The 13,750-nt window shown below is 59.4% G+C and carries 15 protein-coding genes; 7 read left to right on the plus strand and 8 right to left on the minus strand.

Translation table 11 applies throughout. From position 1 onward, the window contains the following. Positions 1 to 13: 13 nt before the first annotated feature. The 6 genes from B9Z41_RS04900 to B9Z41_RS04925 form a co-directional block, all read right to left on the minus strand. A complete protein-coding gene (locus tag B9Z41_RS04900) occupies positions 14 to 742 on the minus strand; it encodes an ABC transporter ATP-binding protein (protein WP_199172936.1) in 729 nt (242 codons plus the stop codon). After that, complete coding sequence (locus B9Z41_RS04905; protein ID WP_100145632.1) at positions 735 to 2,465, minus strand: ATP-binding cassette domain-containing protein; 1,731 nt, start codon at positions 2,463 to 2,465, stop codon at positions 735 to 737. The genes B9Z41_RS04900 and B9Z41_RS04905 overlap by 8 nt, the downstream gene beginning before the upstream one ends. After that, entirely contained in the window at positions 2,466 to 3,323 is an 858-nt protein-coding gene (locus tag B9Z41_RS04910; RefSeq protein ID WP_100145714.1) for a branched-chain amino acid ABC transporter permease, read from the minus strand. It abuts the gene before it with no gap. A 14-nt stretch (positions 3,324 to 3,337) separates the two neighbouring features. Continuing rightward, entirely contained in the window at positions 3,338 to 4,561 is a 1,224-nt protein-coding gene (locus B9Z41_RS04915; RefSeq protein ID WP_100145716.1) for an amino acid ABC transporter substrate-binding protein, read from the minus strand. Positions 4,562 to 4,671: 110 nt separating this feature from the next. Beyond that, positions 4,672 to 5,982, minus strand: coding sequence for a glutamate-1-semialdehyde 2,1-aminomutase (gene hemL, locus B9Z41_RS04920; protein WP_100145718.1), 1,311 nt, complete (start codon positions 5,980 to 5,982; stop codon positions 4,672 to 4,674). A 14-nt stretch (positions 5,983 to 5,996) separates the two neighbouring features. Next, positions 5,997 to 6,932 carry a bifunctional hydroxymethylpyrimidine kinase/phosphomethylpyrimidine kinase gene (locus B9Z41_RS04925; RefSeq protein WP_100145720.1) on the minus strand — a complete coding sequence of 312 codons (936 nt, stop codon included), beginning with the start codon at positions 6,930 to 6,932 and terminating at the stop codon, positions 5,997 to 5,999. 65 nt (positions 6,933 to 6,997) lie between these two features. On the opposite strand from B9Z41_RS04925, the gene B9Z41_RS04930 reads away from it, so the two are divergent. Together B9Z41_RS04930 and B9Z41_RS04935 are read left to right on the plus strand one after the other, a co-directional pair. After that, entirely contained in the window at positions 6,998 to 7,150 is a 153-nt protein-coding gene (locus B9Z41_RS04930; RefSeq protein ID WP_233202528.1) for a rubredoxin, read from the plus strand. 8 nt (positions 7,151 to 7,158) lie between these two features. Further along, complete coding sequence (locus B9Z41_RS04935; RefSeq protein WP_100145724.1) at positions 7,159 to 7,806, plus strand: hypothetical protein; 648 nt, start codon at positions 7,159 to 7,161, stop codon at positions 7,804 to 7,806. A gap of 2 nt (positions 7,807 to 7,808) precedes the next feature. On the opposite strand, the gene B9Z41_RS04940 is transcribed toward B9Z41_RS04935, so the two are convergent. After that, on the minus strand, positions 7,809 to 8,414 hold the full coding sequence (locus tag B9Z41_RS04940) for a pyridoxamine 5'-phosphate oxidase family protein (protein ID WP_100145726.1): 606 nt from the start codon (positions 8,412 to 8,414) through the stop codon (positions 7,809 to 7,811). Then, positions 8,411 to 9,898, minus strand: a complete 1,488-nt coding sequence (locus B9Z41_RS04945) for a deoxyribodipyrimidine photo-lyase (protein WP_100145728.1) — start codon at positions 9,896 to 9,898, stop codon at positions 8,411 to 8,413. Before B9Z41_RS04945 ends, B9Z41_RS04940 begins: the two co-directional genes overlap by 4 nt. 21 nt (positions 9,899 to 9,919) lie before the next feature. On the opposite strand from B9Z41_RS04945, the gene B9Z41_RS04950 reads away from it, so the two are divergent. The 5 genes from B9Z41_RS04950 to B9Z41_RS04970 are packed head-to-tail and all read left to right on the plus strand — an operon-like array spanning position 9,920 to position 13,749. Continuing rightward, positions 9,920 to 10,558 carry a YqgE/AlgH family protein gene (locus B9Z41_RS04950; protein ID WP_100145730.1) on the plus strand — a complete coding sequence of 213 codons (639 nt, stop codon included), beginning with the start codon at positions 9,920 to 9,922 and terminating at the stop codon, positions 10,556 to 10,558. Further along, the gene (ruvX, locus tag B9Z41_RS04955) at positions 10,555 to 10,974 is read left to right on the plus strand and encodes a Holliday junction resolvase RuvX (protein ID WP_100145732.1); all 420 of its coding nucleotides are present in this window, start codon (positions 10,555 to 10,557) and stop codon (positions 10,972 to 10,974) included. Before B9Z41_RS04950 ends, ruvX begins: the two co-directional genes overlap by 4 nt. After that, positions 10,971 to 11,468 carry a bifunctional pyr operon transcriptional regulator/uracil phosphoribosyltransferase PyrR gene (gene pyrR / locus B9Z41_RS04960; RefSeq protein WP_100145734.1) on the plus strand — a complete coding sequence of 166 codons (498 nt, stop codon included), beginning with the start codon at positions 10,971 to 10,973 and terminating at the stop codon, positions 11,466 to 11,468. Before ruvX ends, pyrR begins: the two co-directional genes overlap by 4 nt. An 8-nt stretch (positions 11,469 to 11,476) precedes the next feature. After that, positions 11,477 to 12,439 carry an aspartate carbamoyltransferase catalytic subunit gene (locus B9Z41_RS04965; protein WP_100145816.1) on the plus strand — a complete coding sequence of 321 codons (963 nt, stop codon included), beginning with the start codon at positions 11,477 to 11,479 and terminating at the stop codon, positions 12,437 to 12,439. Next, entirely contained in the window at positions 12,436 to 13,749 is a 1,314-nt protein-coding gene (locus B9Z41_RS04970; protein ID WP_100145736.1) for a dihydroorotase, read from the plus strand. Before B9Z41_RS04965 ends, B9Z41_RS04970 begins: the two co-directional genes overlap by 4 nt. Position 13,750: the final 1 nt, after the last annotated feature.

The following is a 13,750-nucleotide window of genomic DNA, read 5'->3' on the forward strand; positions in this document are numbered from 1 at the left end:
TCTCCTTCGTGGTTTATACGCTCTCACCCAAATACGCTTGACGGATATGGGGCTGGGTCATCAGATCTTGCGGGTCACCCGTGCTCACAATGCGCCCACCTTCGAGCACATAGGCCCGTTGTGCGACATTGAGAGCGAGGACGGCGTTTTGTTCGATCAACAAAATCGACACGCCACTGCGGTGGATGTCGGCAATGGCTTCAAACACCTGTTGCACCACAAGGGGTGACAAGCCCAGCGAGGGCTCGTCAATCAGCAGCAATTTGGGGTGTGCCATCAAGGCCCGGCCAAAGGCCACCATCTGTTGTTGGCCCCCTGACAGCGTGCCTGCCAGTTGTGTGCGGCGTTCCTTGAGGATGGGGAACATGTCATACACACGCGCCATGGTGTCGGCGCGCAAGGGACGTGCATAGGGACGGTAGCAGCCCATGTCGAGGTTTTCTTCCACCGTCATGCCGCCAAACAACAAACGGCCCTCGGGCACGATGGACACATCGCGGTTGCACATCTGGCTGGCGGTCAAGCCCGTCACGTCTTCGCCGCGAAACACCAGCTTGCCAGAGCGCACGGGTTGCAAGCGCATCACCGTGTTCATCAAGGTGGTTTTGCCTGCCCCGTTGGGGCCGACGATGGAGACCAGCTCGCCTTCGTTGACATGAAAGTCGACACCCCACAACGCAGGGGCATCGCCATACGACACGTGCAGTGCCTCGGCTTGCAGGATGGGTTGTGTCTCAAGCATGGGCAGTTCCCAGGTAAGCGTTCACCACAGCAGGCTGGACCATCACATCACGTGGCAGGCCATTGCCAATCACCTGACCTTGGTTGAGCACGATCAAGCGGTCGCACAACTCCACCACAGCGCGCATATTGTGTTCAATGAAGATGATGGTCGAGCCGCGTTCGCGGATCTCACGCACCAAGCTGATGGCATGGTTGATCTCAGACGGTGTCAAACCGGCCAGCACCTCGTCGAGCAACACCAAGCGGGGTGAGGACGACAACGCACGTGCCAGCTCCAAGAACTTGCGCTGGTGCAAATTGAGCTCAGACGGCAGCGCGCGTGCGCGGTCGGCGAGCCCCACAAATTCGAGCCAGTACATGGCTTGTGCCGCCGCCGCTTTGCGTGGCAACTGAGGCCCACCAAACATGCCGGCCAAGGTGGCGTTCTCTAGCACTGAGAGGTTGGCGAAGGGTCGCGGAATTTGGTAGGTGCGTGCAATGCCTGCGTGAGCGGCGCGGTACGAGGGCAAGGGGATCAGGTCTTCGCCTTGAAACACAATGCGACCTGCTTCGGGTTTGAACAAACCACTGATCACGTTGACCATGGTCGATTTGCCGGAACCATTGGGGCCCACCAAACCCAAAATCTCCCCGCGCTTGACCGTCAAACTCACATCGGACAAGGCATGGATGCCGCTGAACGATTTGCACACGCCTTCGATACGCAACAAGTCGTCCCCAGCGGCTCCGCGTACCTCAATCATCGAAGGGGCAACAGCAGCTGGCAGCGGTGCGGGTTTGCGCGCGCGTTTGAAGCGCTTCAAGATCTGCCCCAAGATGCCATCGGGCATGAACAAAATCACCACAATCAAAATCACACCAATGGCACCACGGCCCAAGATGGCGTAGTCGCCAGCGGTGAAGGCGTATAGCAATGCGGTGATGACCGTGGCCCCAACTGCCGGACCAAACCAGTGGCGAGAGCCACCCAACACGCTCATCAACACCACGTTCAGGGGCACCAAGATGTTGAACACTTCACCGGCGGTGACATACGACAAAAAGATGGCATGAATGCCCCCCGCCACACCAGCCAAAGCGCATGACAGGCCGAGTGCCAACAACTTGTAGCGCAGGGTGGGAATGCCCTGCACTTCGGCCACGTCTTCGTCGTCATGGATGGCAAACAAGCCCGAGCCCAGACGTGCATAAAACACATAGCAAGCGATCCACAGCGTGGCCATCATCAAGGCCAAAGCCAACAGGTAGAAGGTGGCAGAGGGTGAGGGTCCAATCTCAGGCACCGGCACTGCCGACAGATACACACCAGGTCCGCCGTCGATGGGGGTGTTCAAGATGATGGTGGCCAACACAAAGGTCACGGCCAGCGTGAGCAAGCCAAACAGCTCGCCGCGCAAGCGCCGCAACCTGAACACCACCGCGCCCAAGCCCACGCCAAACAGCGCAGGCACCAGTGCGGCAAACGGCAAGGTGTAGAGGAAGGGCCAATCGAGTTTGCCGCTCAACACCGCGGTGGTGTAGATGCCCAAACCAAAGAAGGCCCCATGGCCAAACGAAAAATAGCCCGAGTAGCCCGACAAAATATTCCATGAGGTGGCCAAGATCACCCAGTGAAAAATCAGGTACAGAAACGATTCATAAAACGCGGGCAGCTTGAGCAACGGCAAGGCCGCCAAACCCAAACCCACCAGCACAAAAGTCCAGATCAGCCGCTTGTTCATTCAAATCTTTCCGGGACGCAACAAGAGCACCAAGATCAACAACGAGAAAGACACCAAAGGTGCCCACGCGGGTGCCGTGATGGCCATGGTGGCGGCTTCCGACATGCCAATCACAATGCCTGCGACCAAGGGCCCCAAGGGGTTGCCCAAGCCGCCAATCATCACGGCAGAAAACACCACGCCAATCCATGCATAAATTTGCGAAGGGGCCAAGGTGTAGCTCAAAGCCAAACACGCGCCCGCCACACCCGCAAAGGCCGATGCTGCACCAGACAGCAGCAAGGCCAGCATGGGTTCGTTGACGCCAAAGGCAGCGGCCATCTTGGGGTTCTCCGACATGGCACGCATCGCCTTGCCCACCGAGGTGTAGCGCAGCACTGCCCAGGTGGCCAAAGCCAGGGCGACCGAGATCAACAAGGTCAACAATTCAGGCAGGGGGATGTACATCACACCGACCTTGAACTTGATGTCTGCGTAATGCGACTCCAGCTTGCGGTAGTCGGCGGTCCACAGCCACTGAATCACGCTCTCAATCACCACCGTGATGCCAAAGGTCACCAACAGGGAGTTAAAGGGCGTGACCTTGAAGCGTGCAAACACCCAGTGCATGGCCATGCCGACCACAAAGAACCCCGGTGCCACGATGACCAAGGTCACCAAGGGGTCGATGCCAAAGCTCACCGAGAGTTGGTACGTCAGGTAAGCCCCAAAGAACGACAAGGCAAAGTGTGCGAGGTTGATTTGCTTGAGCATGCCCCAGGACAAGCTCAAGCCCAACCCTAACAAACCGTACAAACCGCCGATGAACAGGCCGGACAGCAGAGACTGTCCGAGTAACTCAAAACTAGGAAACTGCATTCAGGGTTCAAGCCTCAAGGAGCCAGCATCTTGACGCCGGGCTTGGCATAGGCCTTGGGCCACACCACGACCCATTCGCCGTTTTGCACTTGTTTGATCTTGCTCACGTCGTCGCCATAGTTGTTCACACCGTCAAAGCGCATCGGGCCTTCAATGGTGTTGACGGTGTTCTTTTTGAGCCAGATGGCCAAGGTACGGTCATCCAAGCTCTTGGTGGCTGTCACCGCTGCTTCGAGCACTTGCCAGGCTGCAAACGAGGCAGCGGCTTGAGTGTCGACAAAGGTGTCGGGCAAACCTGCTTTGGCAGCGCGTTCGTTGAAGATCTTCGCGAACTCTGCGGCCCCAGTGTTGCTGGTCATCGGTGCGTGTTGTTCAAAGATGGTCATGGCCAATGCGTTCTTGGCATCGGGTGTTTTCAGCATCGGGCCGGGTGAGGGCAGGAAGTGGAACATCTGTGGTGCGGGGTAGTCGATCTTCTTCATCGCATCCAGCAGCAACACGCCTTCCAGCGCAATCACGCCACCCCAAATGAAGTCGGGCTTGGCTTCTTTCAAACGGCTGGCAATGGCGCCGAAGTCACGGTTGCCAAAATCCCATTCGAGGTAGAGCACTTCGGTGAGGCCACGCTTCTTGGCGATTTCACGTGCGCCCACCGACATGAAGTGCACCGAAGGAAACTTCGATGTCACGATGGCAATCGTCTTGGGTGGCTTGGGGCCAGCGGCCAGCGCATCGAACACCAGGTTGGGACCCGTGGTGGCGGGGTCCACGCCCGTGGCCCAAGTGGGGAACTGCATGTCGTACTTGGCCAAGCTTGGAATACCAAACGTGTGGTGAATCAAAATTTTGTTGTAGCGCTGCGCCACACCCATGGCCGACAAAATGTTGGCGGTGGCATAAGGGCCAATCAACAAGTCGGCTTTATCGACCGTGACGATTTGTTCGTACAAGGTACGTGCCAGGTCGGGTTTGGATTGGTCATCCTTGAGGACCCATTCCACGGGACGACCGAGCAAACCATTCTTTTTATTGAGTTGCTCAATGTAGATCTCGCCCACCAGCTTGTGCACCATGGCCGTGGCCGACAAGGGACCGGTCAAGGCCAGTGTGCCGCCCACCTTGATGGGAGGGCCCGATGGTGCGGCTTGCGCAGGAGCGCTCAGCAATTGCAGGCCCAGCAGCAGGCTGAGCGTGGTGGTCAACAGCGAGGCGAGTGGTTGGATGGCAAATTTTTTCATCGGTACTCCATGGCTTAAGTGCTGTGCAATGTATGCCATGAAGTGGTCACTGACCATCCGCGTAAACCTTAGCTTATCTGTGTCGCCAAGGTGCCAAGACGATGTCCGTCTCAGCGTGTGACGGACCCCAATCGTTGGAAGACTGCCGCTGCAGCGGCTACCGTTTCTGCAATATCAGCCTGCGTGTGGGCGGCACTCACGAAGCCCGCTTCGTACAACGCGGGTGCGATGTAGACACCACGGTCCAGCAAACCATGGAACAGCTGGTTGAACCGTGGGCTGTCGCTGGTCATCACCTTGGCGTAGTTCTGGGGCAACTCGGGCAACAAGAAGAAGCCAAACATGCCGCCTTCGCAGTCGGCGCTGAAGGGAACGCCGGCTTGTGCGGCAGCAGCGCTCAAGCCATCAACCAAGCTGCGCGTGCGCGCACTCAATGCATCCCAGAAACCAGGTTTAGAAATTTCTTTCAGCGTGGCCAAACCGCAGGCCGTGGCCACGGGGTTGCCACTCAAGGTGCCCGCTTGGTATACCGGACCGGTGGGGGCGAGTTGCTCCATGATGGCACGTGGCCCACCAAACGCAGCCAGCGGCATGCCCCCGCCGATGACCTTGCCCAACACCGTGATGTCGGGCTTGAAGCCAGGAATGCTTTTGGCGTAAACGCTTTGGGCGCTGCCCAAGGCCACGCGAAAACCGGTCATCACTTCGTCAAACACCAACAGTGCGCCGTACTGGGTGCATAGCTCGCGGCAACGCTGCATGAAAGGCACCGAGGCGCGCACAAAATTCATGTTGCCAGCGATGGGCTCGATCATCAAACACGCCAACTCTTTGCCATGCAAGGCAAACGCTTCTTCCAATTGCGGGATGTTGTTGTACTCCAGCACCAAGGTGTGCTGCACCACCTCGGGTGGCACACCGGCGCTGGTGGGGTTGCCAAAGGTGGCCAGGCCCGAACCCGCTTTGACCAGCAAGGCATCGGCATGGCCGTGGTAGCAGCCTTCGAACTTGATGATCTTGCTGCGGCCGGTGGCGCCACGCGCCAGACGCAAGGCACTCATGCCCGCTTCGGTGCCCGAGCTGACCAAGCGCACCATCTCCATCGACGGCACTTGCGCGAGGATGGCTTCGGCCAACTCAATCTCACGCTCGGTGGGCGCGCCAAACGAGAAACCATCCAACGCTGCTTTTTGCACCGCTTCCAGAACCACAGGGTTGCCGTGACCCAAGATCATGGGGCCCCAAGAGCCGATGTAGTCGATGTATTTTTTGCCGTTGGCATCCCAGAAATACGCGCCTTGTGCGCGCTGCACAAAACGGGGTGTGCCGCCCACGGCACGGAATGCGCGCACAGGCGAGTTCACACCACCGGGAATCACACGGGCAGCACGGTCAAACAATTCTTGGTTGCGATCAGTCATGGTCAATCTTGCTTTCAATGTTTGGTTTCAAAGCGTGGCAGCGAGAAATCTTCTGCCGTGGCGGGGCGTTCTTCACCGTCGTCGTTGTCTTCGTCGTCGACCTCGGCCCAAAACAAACGGTCTGGTAACACATGGCCCATGCCAGGTCGAAAACCACTGTTGAGGCTTTGGTCAAGAAAGTGCAGGGCTTCGTGGGTGGCCGCTTCCAGGTCGGTGCCTGTGGCCAGCAACGCCGCCAAGGTGATGCTCAAGGTGTCACCGGCACCGGCGAACACTGCGTCAAAGCGTTCAAAGCGTTCGCTCACCATCACGGTGTGTGCCGTGGCCAACGCGTTCTCCACTTGCTGGTCGGGGTGGTTGATGCCGGTCACCAACACATAGGGCACGCCCATGTCGGCTGCGGCGCGCGCCAAGTCACGCGGGCCGGGGCTGCGTGTTTGGTCCCAGTCGGGCAGCAGCCAGCGCCACAAGGTGTTGTGGTTGCCCACCAGCACCGTGGTCTGCGGCAGGATGAGTTCACGAAATGCGTCTAAGTAAGCGTCGATGTGTTCGTCTTCCCACCACGACAAATTAGGCATGTAGGCCACCACGGGGACTTCGGCGTAGTCGGTGGTGATTTCGGCAATGGCGCTCAGGTTTTCCGGGTTGCCACAAAAGCCCACCTTGATGACTTGCACGCTCACATCTTCGAGCACGCTGCGTGCTTGCTCGGTCACGGCCTCCTCGTCAAAGGCGATGTGGTCAAAAATTTCAGCCGTGTCACGCATGTAGGCACCGGTGACTACGGGCAGTGCGTGTGCCCCCACGGAGGCACTGGCCAAAACGTCGGCACTCAGGCCGCCCGCACCACAGGGGTCGTTGGCGTTGAACACCAACACACAAGGTGGGGCACTGGCGACTTCGTCGGAGAGCGTGACGTCGTGGGAGAGGGGGGTGTTTTCTGGCGTCATGGGGCGTCGATACAATGCATTTCATTCTATGCGTTGACGAAAGAAATGCTGTGTCGAAAACTTGGATGTGTCTGATTTGTGGCTGGATTTACGACGAAGAGGCTGGTGCGCCTGACCATGGCATCGCCCCCGGCACGCCATGGGAGCAAGTGCCCATGAATTGGACGTGTCCCGAGTGCGGTGCGCGCAAAGAAGACTTTGAAATGGTCCAGTTTTAAGAGGTTTTATGCAAGTGCGCGCAGCCTTTGAGCGTCACTTGCTGGCTTTGTTGCGTCGTCGCCCTGCCATTGACTTGCCAGCCGTCTACCAACTGGAGCAGTTGTGCAAGCAACAGCTCAGCAGCGAAGCGCTGGCGGACTGGCGCACATTCTGGTCCTTGGCCATTCATTTTTTCACCGCCTTGCGTGTTGCGCCAGGGCGTGAATTCACGGAATCAGAAGCCTGTGCGGCCAACCAAGTGTTGAGTGGCGTGCTGTTGCGCGGGCAGTTTGATGCCCACGACGCGCCGAGCGCCGATGACTTGCAAGTCATCAGTCATTTGTTGTTTCTAGAACAAGCCGACATCATCTCGCAGCGCTTGGTGCACGACTTGCATCATTGGTCGCAAACGCCAGACGCCGACATGCCGCATGACGTGCAAGCCGATGCGCAACACATGGCGCAACTGGCGCGTGATGTGTCTTTGAATGGCGTGCACCAAGTGGCCGACACGCTGGCCATGCAACTGGCACGCTTGCGCACACAACGCGTGGTGGCCGATATTCATGCCAGTGTGCAAGGGGCACAAGAAGTCAGCCGTCTGTTGCAGCAATTTGCTGTTGGCAATGTGCGTGCCCCCCAGGAAAACGTACTAGCAGCCCTGCGCGGCGATTAGATTCACAGCATGCTTTGGTAGCGTTGAACCATGGCCTCTTGGCTTTCCGCAGGCTCGTCCAAGCCCGCTTGGTCTTTGATCATCTGGCCCATGGTGGGTAAGACAGAGCGTTCTACCTGGCTGCTGGTCTGCCATAACTTGGCACGCATCATGGCTTTGGCGCAGTGCAAATAAGCCTCACGCACCGTCACCTCAACCACAGCTTTCGGTGCACGTGCTTCGTGAGAAAACTTGGCCAGCAAAGCCGGTGATGTGCTGACCGTGGCGTGGCCATTGACGCGCAAAGTTTCGTCCACACCCGGAATCAAAAACAGCAAACCAATTTGCCCGGTGGCAATGATGTTCTCCAGCGTGTCGAGCCGGTTGTTGCCCGAGGCATCGGGCAGCCACAGCGTGGTGTCGTTGCCGACCTTCACAAAACCCGGCGCACCGCCGCGTGGCGAGGCATCCATGTGCTGCGTGGCACTGCTGCTGGAGACCACCACAAACGGTGACAGGGCAATGAAGCGCTGGATGTGTGCGTCCAGGTGTGCGAGTTGTTTTTTCACGGCCCGTTCACCGGGTTGCGCATACACACGGCGCAAGGCGTCGATAGATTGGATCTTCATTTTTCTTTTTTCACCACGGCATAGCGTTGCAGGGTCAAGGCGCGCGCCTCGGCATGGTCGACGATGGGGGCGGGGTAGTCCTTGCCCAATTGAAAACCTGCGGCTTGCAGCTCCATGGGTTTGGCCAGCCAGGGCGCGTGAATCGCTGCTGTGGAGAGCTTCGCCAAGGCCGGCACGTAGCGGCGAATGAATTTGCCCTCGGGGTCAAACTTCTCACTTTGGCTGATGGGGTTGAAGATGCGAAAGTACGGTTGCGCATCGCAGCCGCTGGAGCTGGCCCATTGCCAGCCGCCATTGTTGGCGGCCAAGTCAAAGTCGTTCAGGTGTTGCGCAAAGTAGCGCTCGCCCCAGCGCCAGTCAATCCCTAAATCTTTCACCAAAAAACTCGCCACCACCATGCGCAGTCGGTTGTGCATGTAGCCGGTTTGGTTGATCTGTGCCATGGCCGCATCCACCAGCGGGTAGCCGGTGCGGCCTTCGCACCAAGCCGCAAACAGCTCTTTGGCGTGCTTGTTGTGCTCCCACTTGATGGCGTCGTACTCGGGCTTGAACGACGCGTTCACCACCCGGGGGTGGTGGTGCAAGATCTGGTGGTAAAAATCGCGCCAAATCAGCTCCGACAACCAAACCTCTGCCCCCTTGGAGCCCGCCAGCATGCGCTGGTAACCCGTGGACGCGAGCTGACGGATGGACACCGTGCCAAAACGCAAGTGCACGCCCAGGTAGCTGGGGCCTTTGACGGCTGGAAAGTTGCGCGTCTCGTCGTAACGGTCCATGCGGTCAAAAAAATCTTCAAACAAGGCTAGGCCGCCGGGGCTGCCGGTGGGCACATGCAGACTGCTCAGATTGGTGGGCTCAAAGCCCAGCTCGGCCAGTGTGGGAACGGGCACCTGGTAGGCCTTGGGTCTGGGGGCCAAGGCCTTGACGTACTTGCCCACCGGGTAAGAGCGCAAATAAAAGTCGTTGACTTTTTGCAGCCAGGCGTTTTTGTACGGCGTGAACACGCCATAGGGCTTGCCCATTTGGGTGAGCACCTCGCTGCGCTCGAAAATCACATGGTCTTTGTAGGTCTGAAAACCAATGCCGGCATTGGCCAAGGCACCGCGCACCTTGGCGTCGCGCACCAATGCGTCAGGCTCGTCGTCGTGGTTGGCAAACACCTCTTGCACGCCCAGGGTTTGGGCCAATTGCGGGACGTCGTCCACAGCCACGGCGTGGCGCACGATCAAGCCGGCTTTGGCGTCTCCCGCCACAGCGCGCAGTTCTGCGTCCAAGGTCACCAGCGACTCGCGGATGAACTCCACCCGTCGATCAAGACGAGGCAAGCTGTCCAAAATGGCACGGTCAAACACAAACACACAGTGCACTTGGCGGCAGCTTTTGAGCGCGTGGTACAGCGCTGCGTTGTCGTAGGCGCGCAGGTCGCGGCGAAACCACATCAGCCCCGCAGGGACATGCGAGGTGTGGCGTGAGGAGCTTGGCATGTTCACCCTTAAAATTGGTCCATGACTGCCGATTCTGCCCCCATCAACCTGACGCATCACTTTTTGATCGCTATGCCAGGGCTGGAGGACGCCACATTCGCCAAAAGTGTGGTCTATTTGTGCGAACACAGCGAACGTGGCGCACTGGGCCTCGTGATCAACAAGGCCAGCGACTTGAGCATGCAGGGTCTGTTTGAAAAAGTTGACTTGCCCCTGCTGCGTGCCGACTTGTTAGGGGCACCCGTGTTGCAAGGTGGCCCGGTCCACACCGAACGTGGGTTTGTGTTGCACGAGGCCATGGTGGCGGCTCCCCAAGAGACCGAACAAGCCGCTGTGGCGGCCATTCAAACCGACGCGCCGCCAGACTCGATTTATGCCTCGACCATGGTCATCCCCGGTGGTTTGGAGATGACCACTTCCAAAGACGTGCTCGAAGCCTTGTCCACCGGCGCGGGCCCACGACGTGTGCTGATTTCTCTGGGCTACTCCGCTTGGGGCCAAGGTCAGTTGGAGTCTGAGCTGGCCGAGAACAGCTGGCTCACGGTCGGGGCCGATATGTCGGTGATTTTTGACACGCCGCTGGAGCAGCGCTACGAACGAGCCATGGGTTTGTTGGGCCTGGCGTCTTGGATGTTGTCTTCCGAGATCGGCCACGCATGAGCAGCCTGCCCGCGCGCGACGTGCCTGCCAACCTGCAGTCTTTTTTGGCGTTTGACTTTGGCGTCAAACGCACCGGCGTGGCCTATGGCAGCCGATTCTTGCGCGAAGCTCAACCCCATGCCACGGTCAACGCCGAAGGCAATGCACGCTGGCCCCTGATTACCCAACGCATTGCCGAGTGGCAGCCCGACGCCTTGGTGGTGGGCGTACCGTTTCACCCCGATGGTGCCGCGCACGACAACACTGCCAAAGCGCGTCAATTTGCACGCCAGTTGCATGGCCGTTTCCAGTTGCCCGTGTTTGAGGTGGACGAGCGCTACAGCACCACCGAGGCCTTGAGCCAAGGGGCCAAAGACGCCGATGCCGCATCCGCTTGCATCATCTTGAACCAATTTTTTCGAGAGCTTGCCCCATGAACGGAAACCTACTTTTAGATGCTGAGAGCTTGTATGTCGAGCTGCTCAAAGGCGTGCGCAGCTTGCTCACGCCTGGCACCCGTTTGGTGGGCATCACCTCTGGCGGCGCCTGGCTGGCGGCGCGTTTGCAAAAAGACCTGGGCTTAGAGGGCGAGGCGGGCAGCATCTCGTCGGCCATGCACCGTGACGACTTTGCCCAGCGCGGCCTGGCCGACGGCGGTCAAACCAAGTTGCCCTTTGAAATCAACGGCGCGCACCTGATCGTGCTCGACGATGTGCTCTACACCGGACGCACCATCCGTGCGGTGCTCAACGAGTTGTTTGATTACGGTCGCCCCGCCAGCGTCAAGTTGGCGGTATTGGTGGACCGTGGTGGCCGCGAGTTGCCGGTGCAGGCCGACTTTGCAGCGGCGCGCGTGGCCTTACCCGCCAGCCAATCGCTGGCCTTGGCCAAAACTGAAGCTGGCGAATTTAATTTTTCTGTGAAAGCTTGAGCCGCGACATGCTCTACAAACGCAACCCCCAACTCAACAAAAACGGCGAGCTGATTCATTTGCTCTCCACCGAAGGCTTGTCGCGTGACATCCTCACGCACATCCTCGACACGGCGGCCAACTTTGTGTCGGTCAACGACCGTGAGGTCAAAAAAGTGCCGCTGCTGCGCGGCAAAAGCGTGTTCAACCTGTTCTTTGAAAACAGCACCCGCACCCGCACCACCTTTGAGATCGCTGCCAAGCGCTTGTCGGCGGACGTGTTCAACCTGGACATCGCACGCTCTTCGGCCAGCAAAGGCGAGTCCTTGCTCGACACCATTGCCAACCTGAGCGCCATGGCCGCCGACATTTTTGTGGTGCGCCACAGCGAGTCGGGCGCGCCCTACCTGATTGCCGAACACGTGGCACCGCATGTGCATGTGGTCAACGCCGGTGACGGACGTCATGCCCACCCGACCCAAGGTCTATTGGACATGTACACCATCCGGCACTACAAAAAAGACTTCACCAACCTCACCGTGGCCATCGTGGGCGACGTGCTGCACTCGCGTGTCGCGCGCTCCGACATCCACGCACTCACCACCCTGGGCTGTGCCGAGGTGCGGGTGGTCGGCCCCAAGACCTTGGTGCCGGGCGACTTGGCGCAAATGGGCGTCAAGGTGTTCAACAACCTCGAAGACGGCATCCGTGGCTGCGATGTGGTGATCACCTTGCGCTTGCAAAACGAACGCATGAGCGGCGCCTTGCTGCCTTCCAGCCAAGAATATTTCAAAGCCTTTGGCCTCACGCCAGAGAAACTCCAACTGGCCAAACCCGACGCCATCGTCATGCACCCAGGCCCGATCAACCGCGGCGTCGAGATCGACTCGGCGGTGGTCGACGGCCCGCAAAGCGTGATCTTGTCGCAAGTGACGTTTGGCATTGCCGTGCGCATGGCGGTCATGTCCATCGTGGCGGGGAATGAAGCATGAACATCCTGATTCAACACGGTCGCGTGATCGACCCAGCCTCTGGCCTCGACCAAACCGCTGATGTGGCGGTGGCGGGCGGCCGCATCGTGGCCATCGTCCAAGCGGGCGAGTCCTTGCCTGTAGGCTTCTCCCCCGAGCAACGCATCGACGCCACAGGCTGCATCGTGGCGCCTGGCTTGGTGGATTTACAAGTGCGCTTGCGCGAGCCTGGCTATGAGCACGAGGGCATGCTCGACTCCGAACTCAACGCTGCCGTGGCTGGTGGTGTGACCAGCTTGGTCTGCCCACCCGACACCGACCCGGTGCTCGACGAGCCCGGCTTGGTGGAAATGCTCACCTTCCGTGCTGACAAACTGCACCGTGCCCGTGTGTTCCCGCTTGGCGCTTTGACCCGTGGCCTGCAAGGCGATGTGTTGACCGAGATGGTCGAACTCACGCAAGCCGGTTGCGTGGGATTCAGCCAGGCCGAGGTGGCCCTGGCCAATACCCAGGTGCTGCAACGCGCACTGCAATATGCCGCCACGTATGGCTACACCGTCTGGTTGCGGCCTCAAGAATTGCATTTGGGCAAAGGCGTGGCCGCCAGTGGCGCACTGGCCACCCGTCTGGGCTTGAGTGGCGTGCCGGTGGCGGCTGAAACCATTGCCTTGCACACCATCTTTGCCCTCATGCGTGCCACCAAAGCGCGCGTGCACCTGTGTCGCATCTCCAGTGCCGAAGGCGTTGAGCTGGTGCGTGCGGCGAAGCTGGAAGGCTTGCGCGTGACCGCAGACGTCAGCATCAACTCCTTGCATCTGACCGACCATGACATGGGTTACTTTGACAGCCGCGCCCGTGTGACGCCCCCGCTGCGTCAGCAACGTGACCGCGATGCTTTGCGTGCCGCCTTGGCTGACGGCACCCTGGATGCCCTGGTGTCTGACCACACCCCCGTGGACGTGGATGCCAAAGCCTTGCCCTTTGCCGAAGCTGAGCCCGGCGCCACGGGGCTGGAGTTGTTGTTGAGCCTGGCTCTCAAGTGGGCGCAAGACTCAGGCGTGAGCCTGCTGCGCGCTCTGGATGTGCTCACGGCACAACCCGCCCGCGTGCTGGGTGACAGTGTGGTGGGCCATCCCAGCTTGGGGCAGTTGCGGGTGGGTGGCGTGGCCGATGTGGTGGTGTTTGACCCCGAGGCGCAGTGGCGCGTCACGCCCGACGCACTGCGTAGCCAAGGCAAGCACACCCCGTTTGCGTTTGACATGAGCGGCATGGCCTTGCCTGCCCGCGTCAAAGCCACCTTGGTGGATGGGCGCATCGCCTACCAGGTCTGAT

Origin of the sequence: Limnohabitans sp. JirII-31 (genome assembly GCF_002778315.1) — a bacterium.
Taxonomy (GTDB): Bacteria; Pseudomonadota; Gammaproteobacteria; order Burkholderiales; family Burkholderiaceae_C; genus Limnohabitans.

What these genes read in the sequence shown, in the direction of transcription:
- B9Z41_RS04900 (WP_199172936.1), bottom strand. Translation starts at nt 742, where the DNA reads ATGCTTGAGACACAACCCATCCTGCAAGCCGAGGCACTGCACGTGTCG.
- B9Z41_RS04905 (WP_100145632.1), bottom strand. Translation starts at nt 2,465, where the DNA reads ATGAACAAGCGGCTGATCTGGACTTTTGTGCTGGTGGGTTTGGGTTTG.
- B9Z41_RS04910 (WP_100145714.1), bottom strand. Translation starts at nt 3,323, where the DNA reads ATGCAGTTTCCTAGTTTTGAGTTACTCGGACAGTCTCTGCTGTCCGGC.
- B9Z41_RS04915 (WP_100145716.1), bottom strand. Translation starts at nt 4,561, where the DNA reads ATGAAAAAATTTGCCATCCAACCACTCGCCTCGCTGTTGACCACCACG.
- hemL (WP_100145718.1), bottom strand. Translation starts at nt 5,982, where the DNA reads ATGACTGATCGCAACCAAGAATTGTTTGACCGTGCTGCCCGTGTGATT.
- B9Z41_RS04925 (WP_100145720.1), bottom strand. Translation starts at nt 6,932, where the DNA reads ATGACGCCAGAAAACACCCCCCTCTCCCACGACGTCACGCTCTCCGAC.
- B9Z41_RS04930 (WP_233202528.1), top strand. Translation starts at nt 6,998, where the DNA reads ATGTGTCTGATTTGTGGCTGGATTTACGACGAAGAGGCTGGTGCGCCT.
- B9Z41_RS04935 (WP_100145724.1), top strand. Translation starts at nt 7,159, where the DNA reads ATGCAAGTGCGCGCAGCCTTTGAGCGTCACTTGCTGGCTTTGTTGCGT.
- B9Z41_RS04940 (WP_100145726.1), bottom strand. Translation starts at nt 8,414, where the DNA reads ATGAAGATCCAATCTATCGACGCCTTGCGCCGTGTGTATGCGCAACCC.
- B9Z41_RS04945 (WP_100145728.1), bottom strand. Translation starts at nt 9,898, where the DNA reads ATGCCAAGCTCCTCACGCCACACCTCGCATGTCCCTGCGGGGCTGATG.
- B9Z41_RS04950 (WP_100145730.1), top strand. Translation starts at nt 9,920, where the DNA reads ATGACTGCCGATTCTGCCCCCATCAACCTGACGCATCACTTTTTGATC.
- ruvX (WP_100145732.1), top strand. Translation starts at nt 10,555, where the DNA reads ATGAGCAGCCTGCCCGCGCGCGACGTGCCTGCCAACCTGCAGTCTTTT.
- pyrR (WP_100145734.1), top strand. Translation starts at nt 10,971, where the DNA reads ATGAACGGAAACCTACTTTTAGATGCTGAGAGCTTGTATGTCGAGCTG.
- B9Z41_RS04965 (WP_100145816.1), top strand. Translation starts at nt 11,477, where the DNA reads ATGCTCTACAAACGCAACCCCCAACTCAACAAAAACGGCGAGCTGATT.
- B9Z41_RS04970 (WP_100145736.1), top strand. Translation starts at nt 12,436, where the DNA reads ATGAACATCCTGATTCAACACGGTCGCGTGATCGACCCAGCCTCTGGC.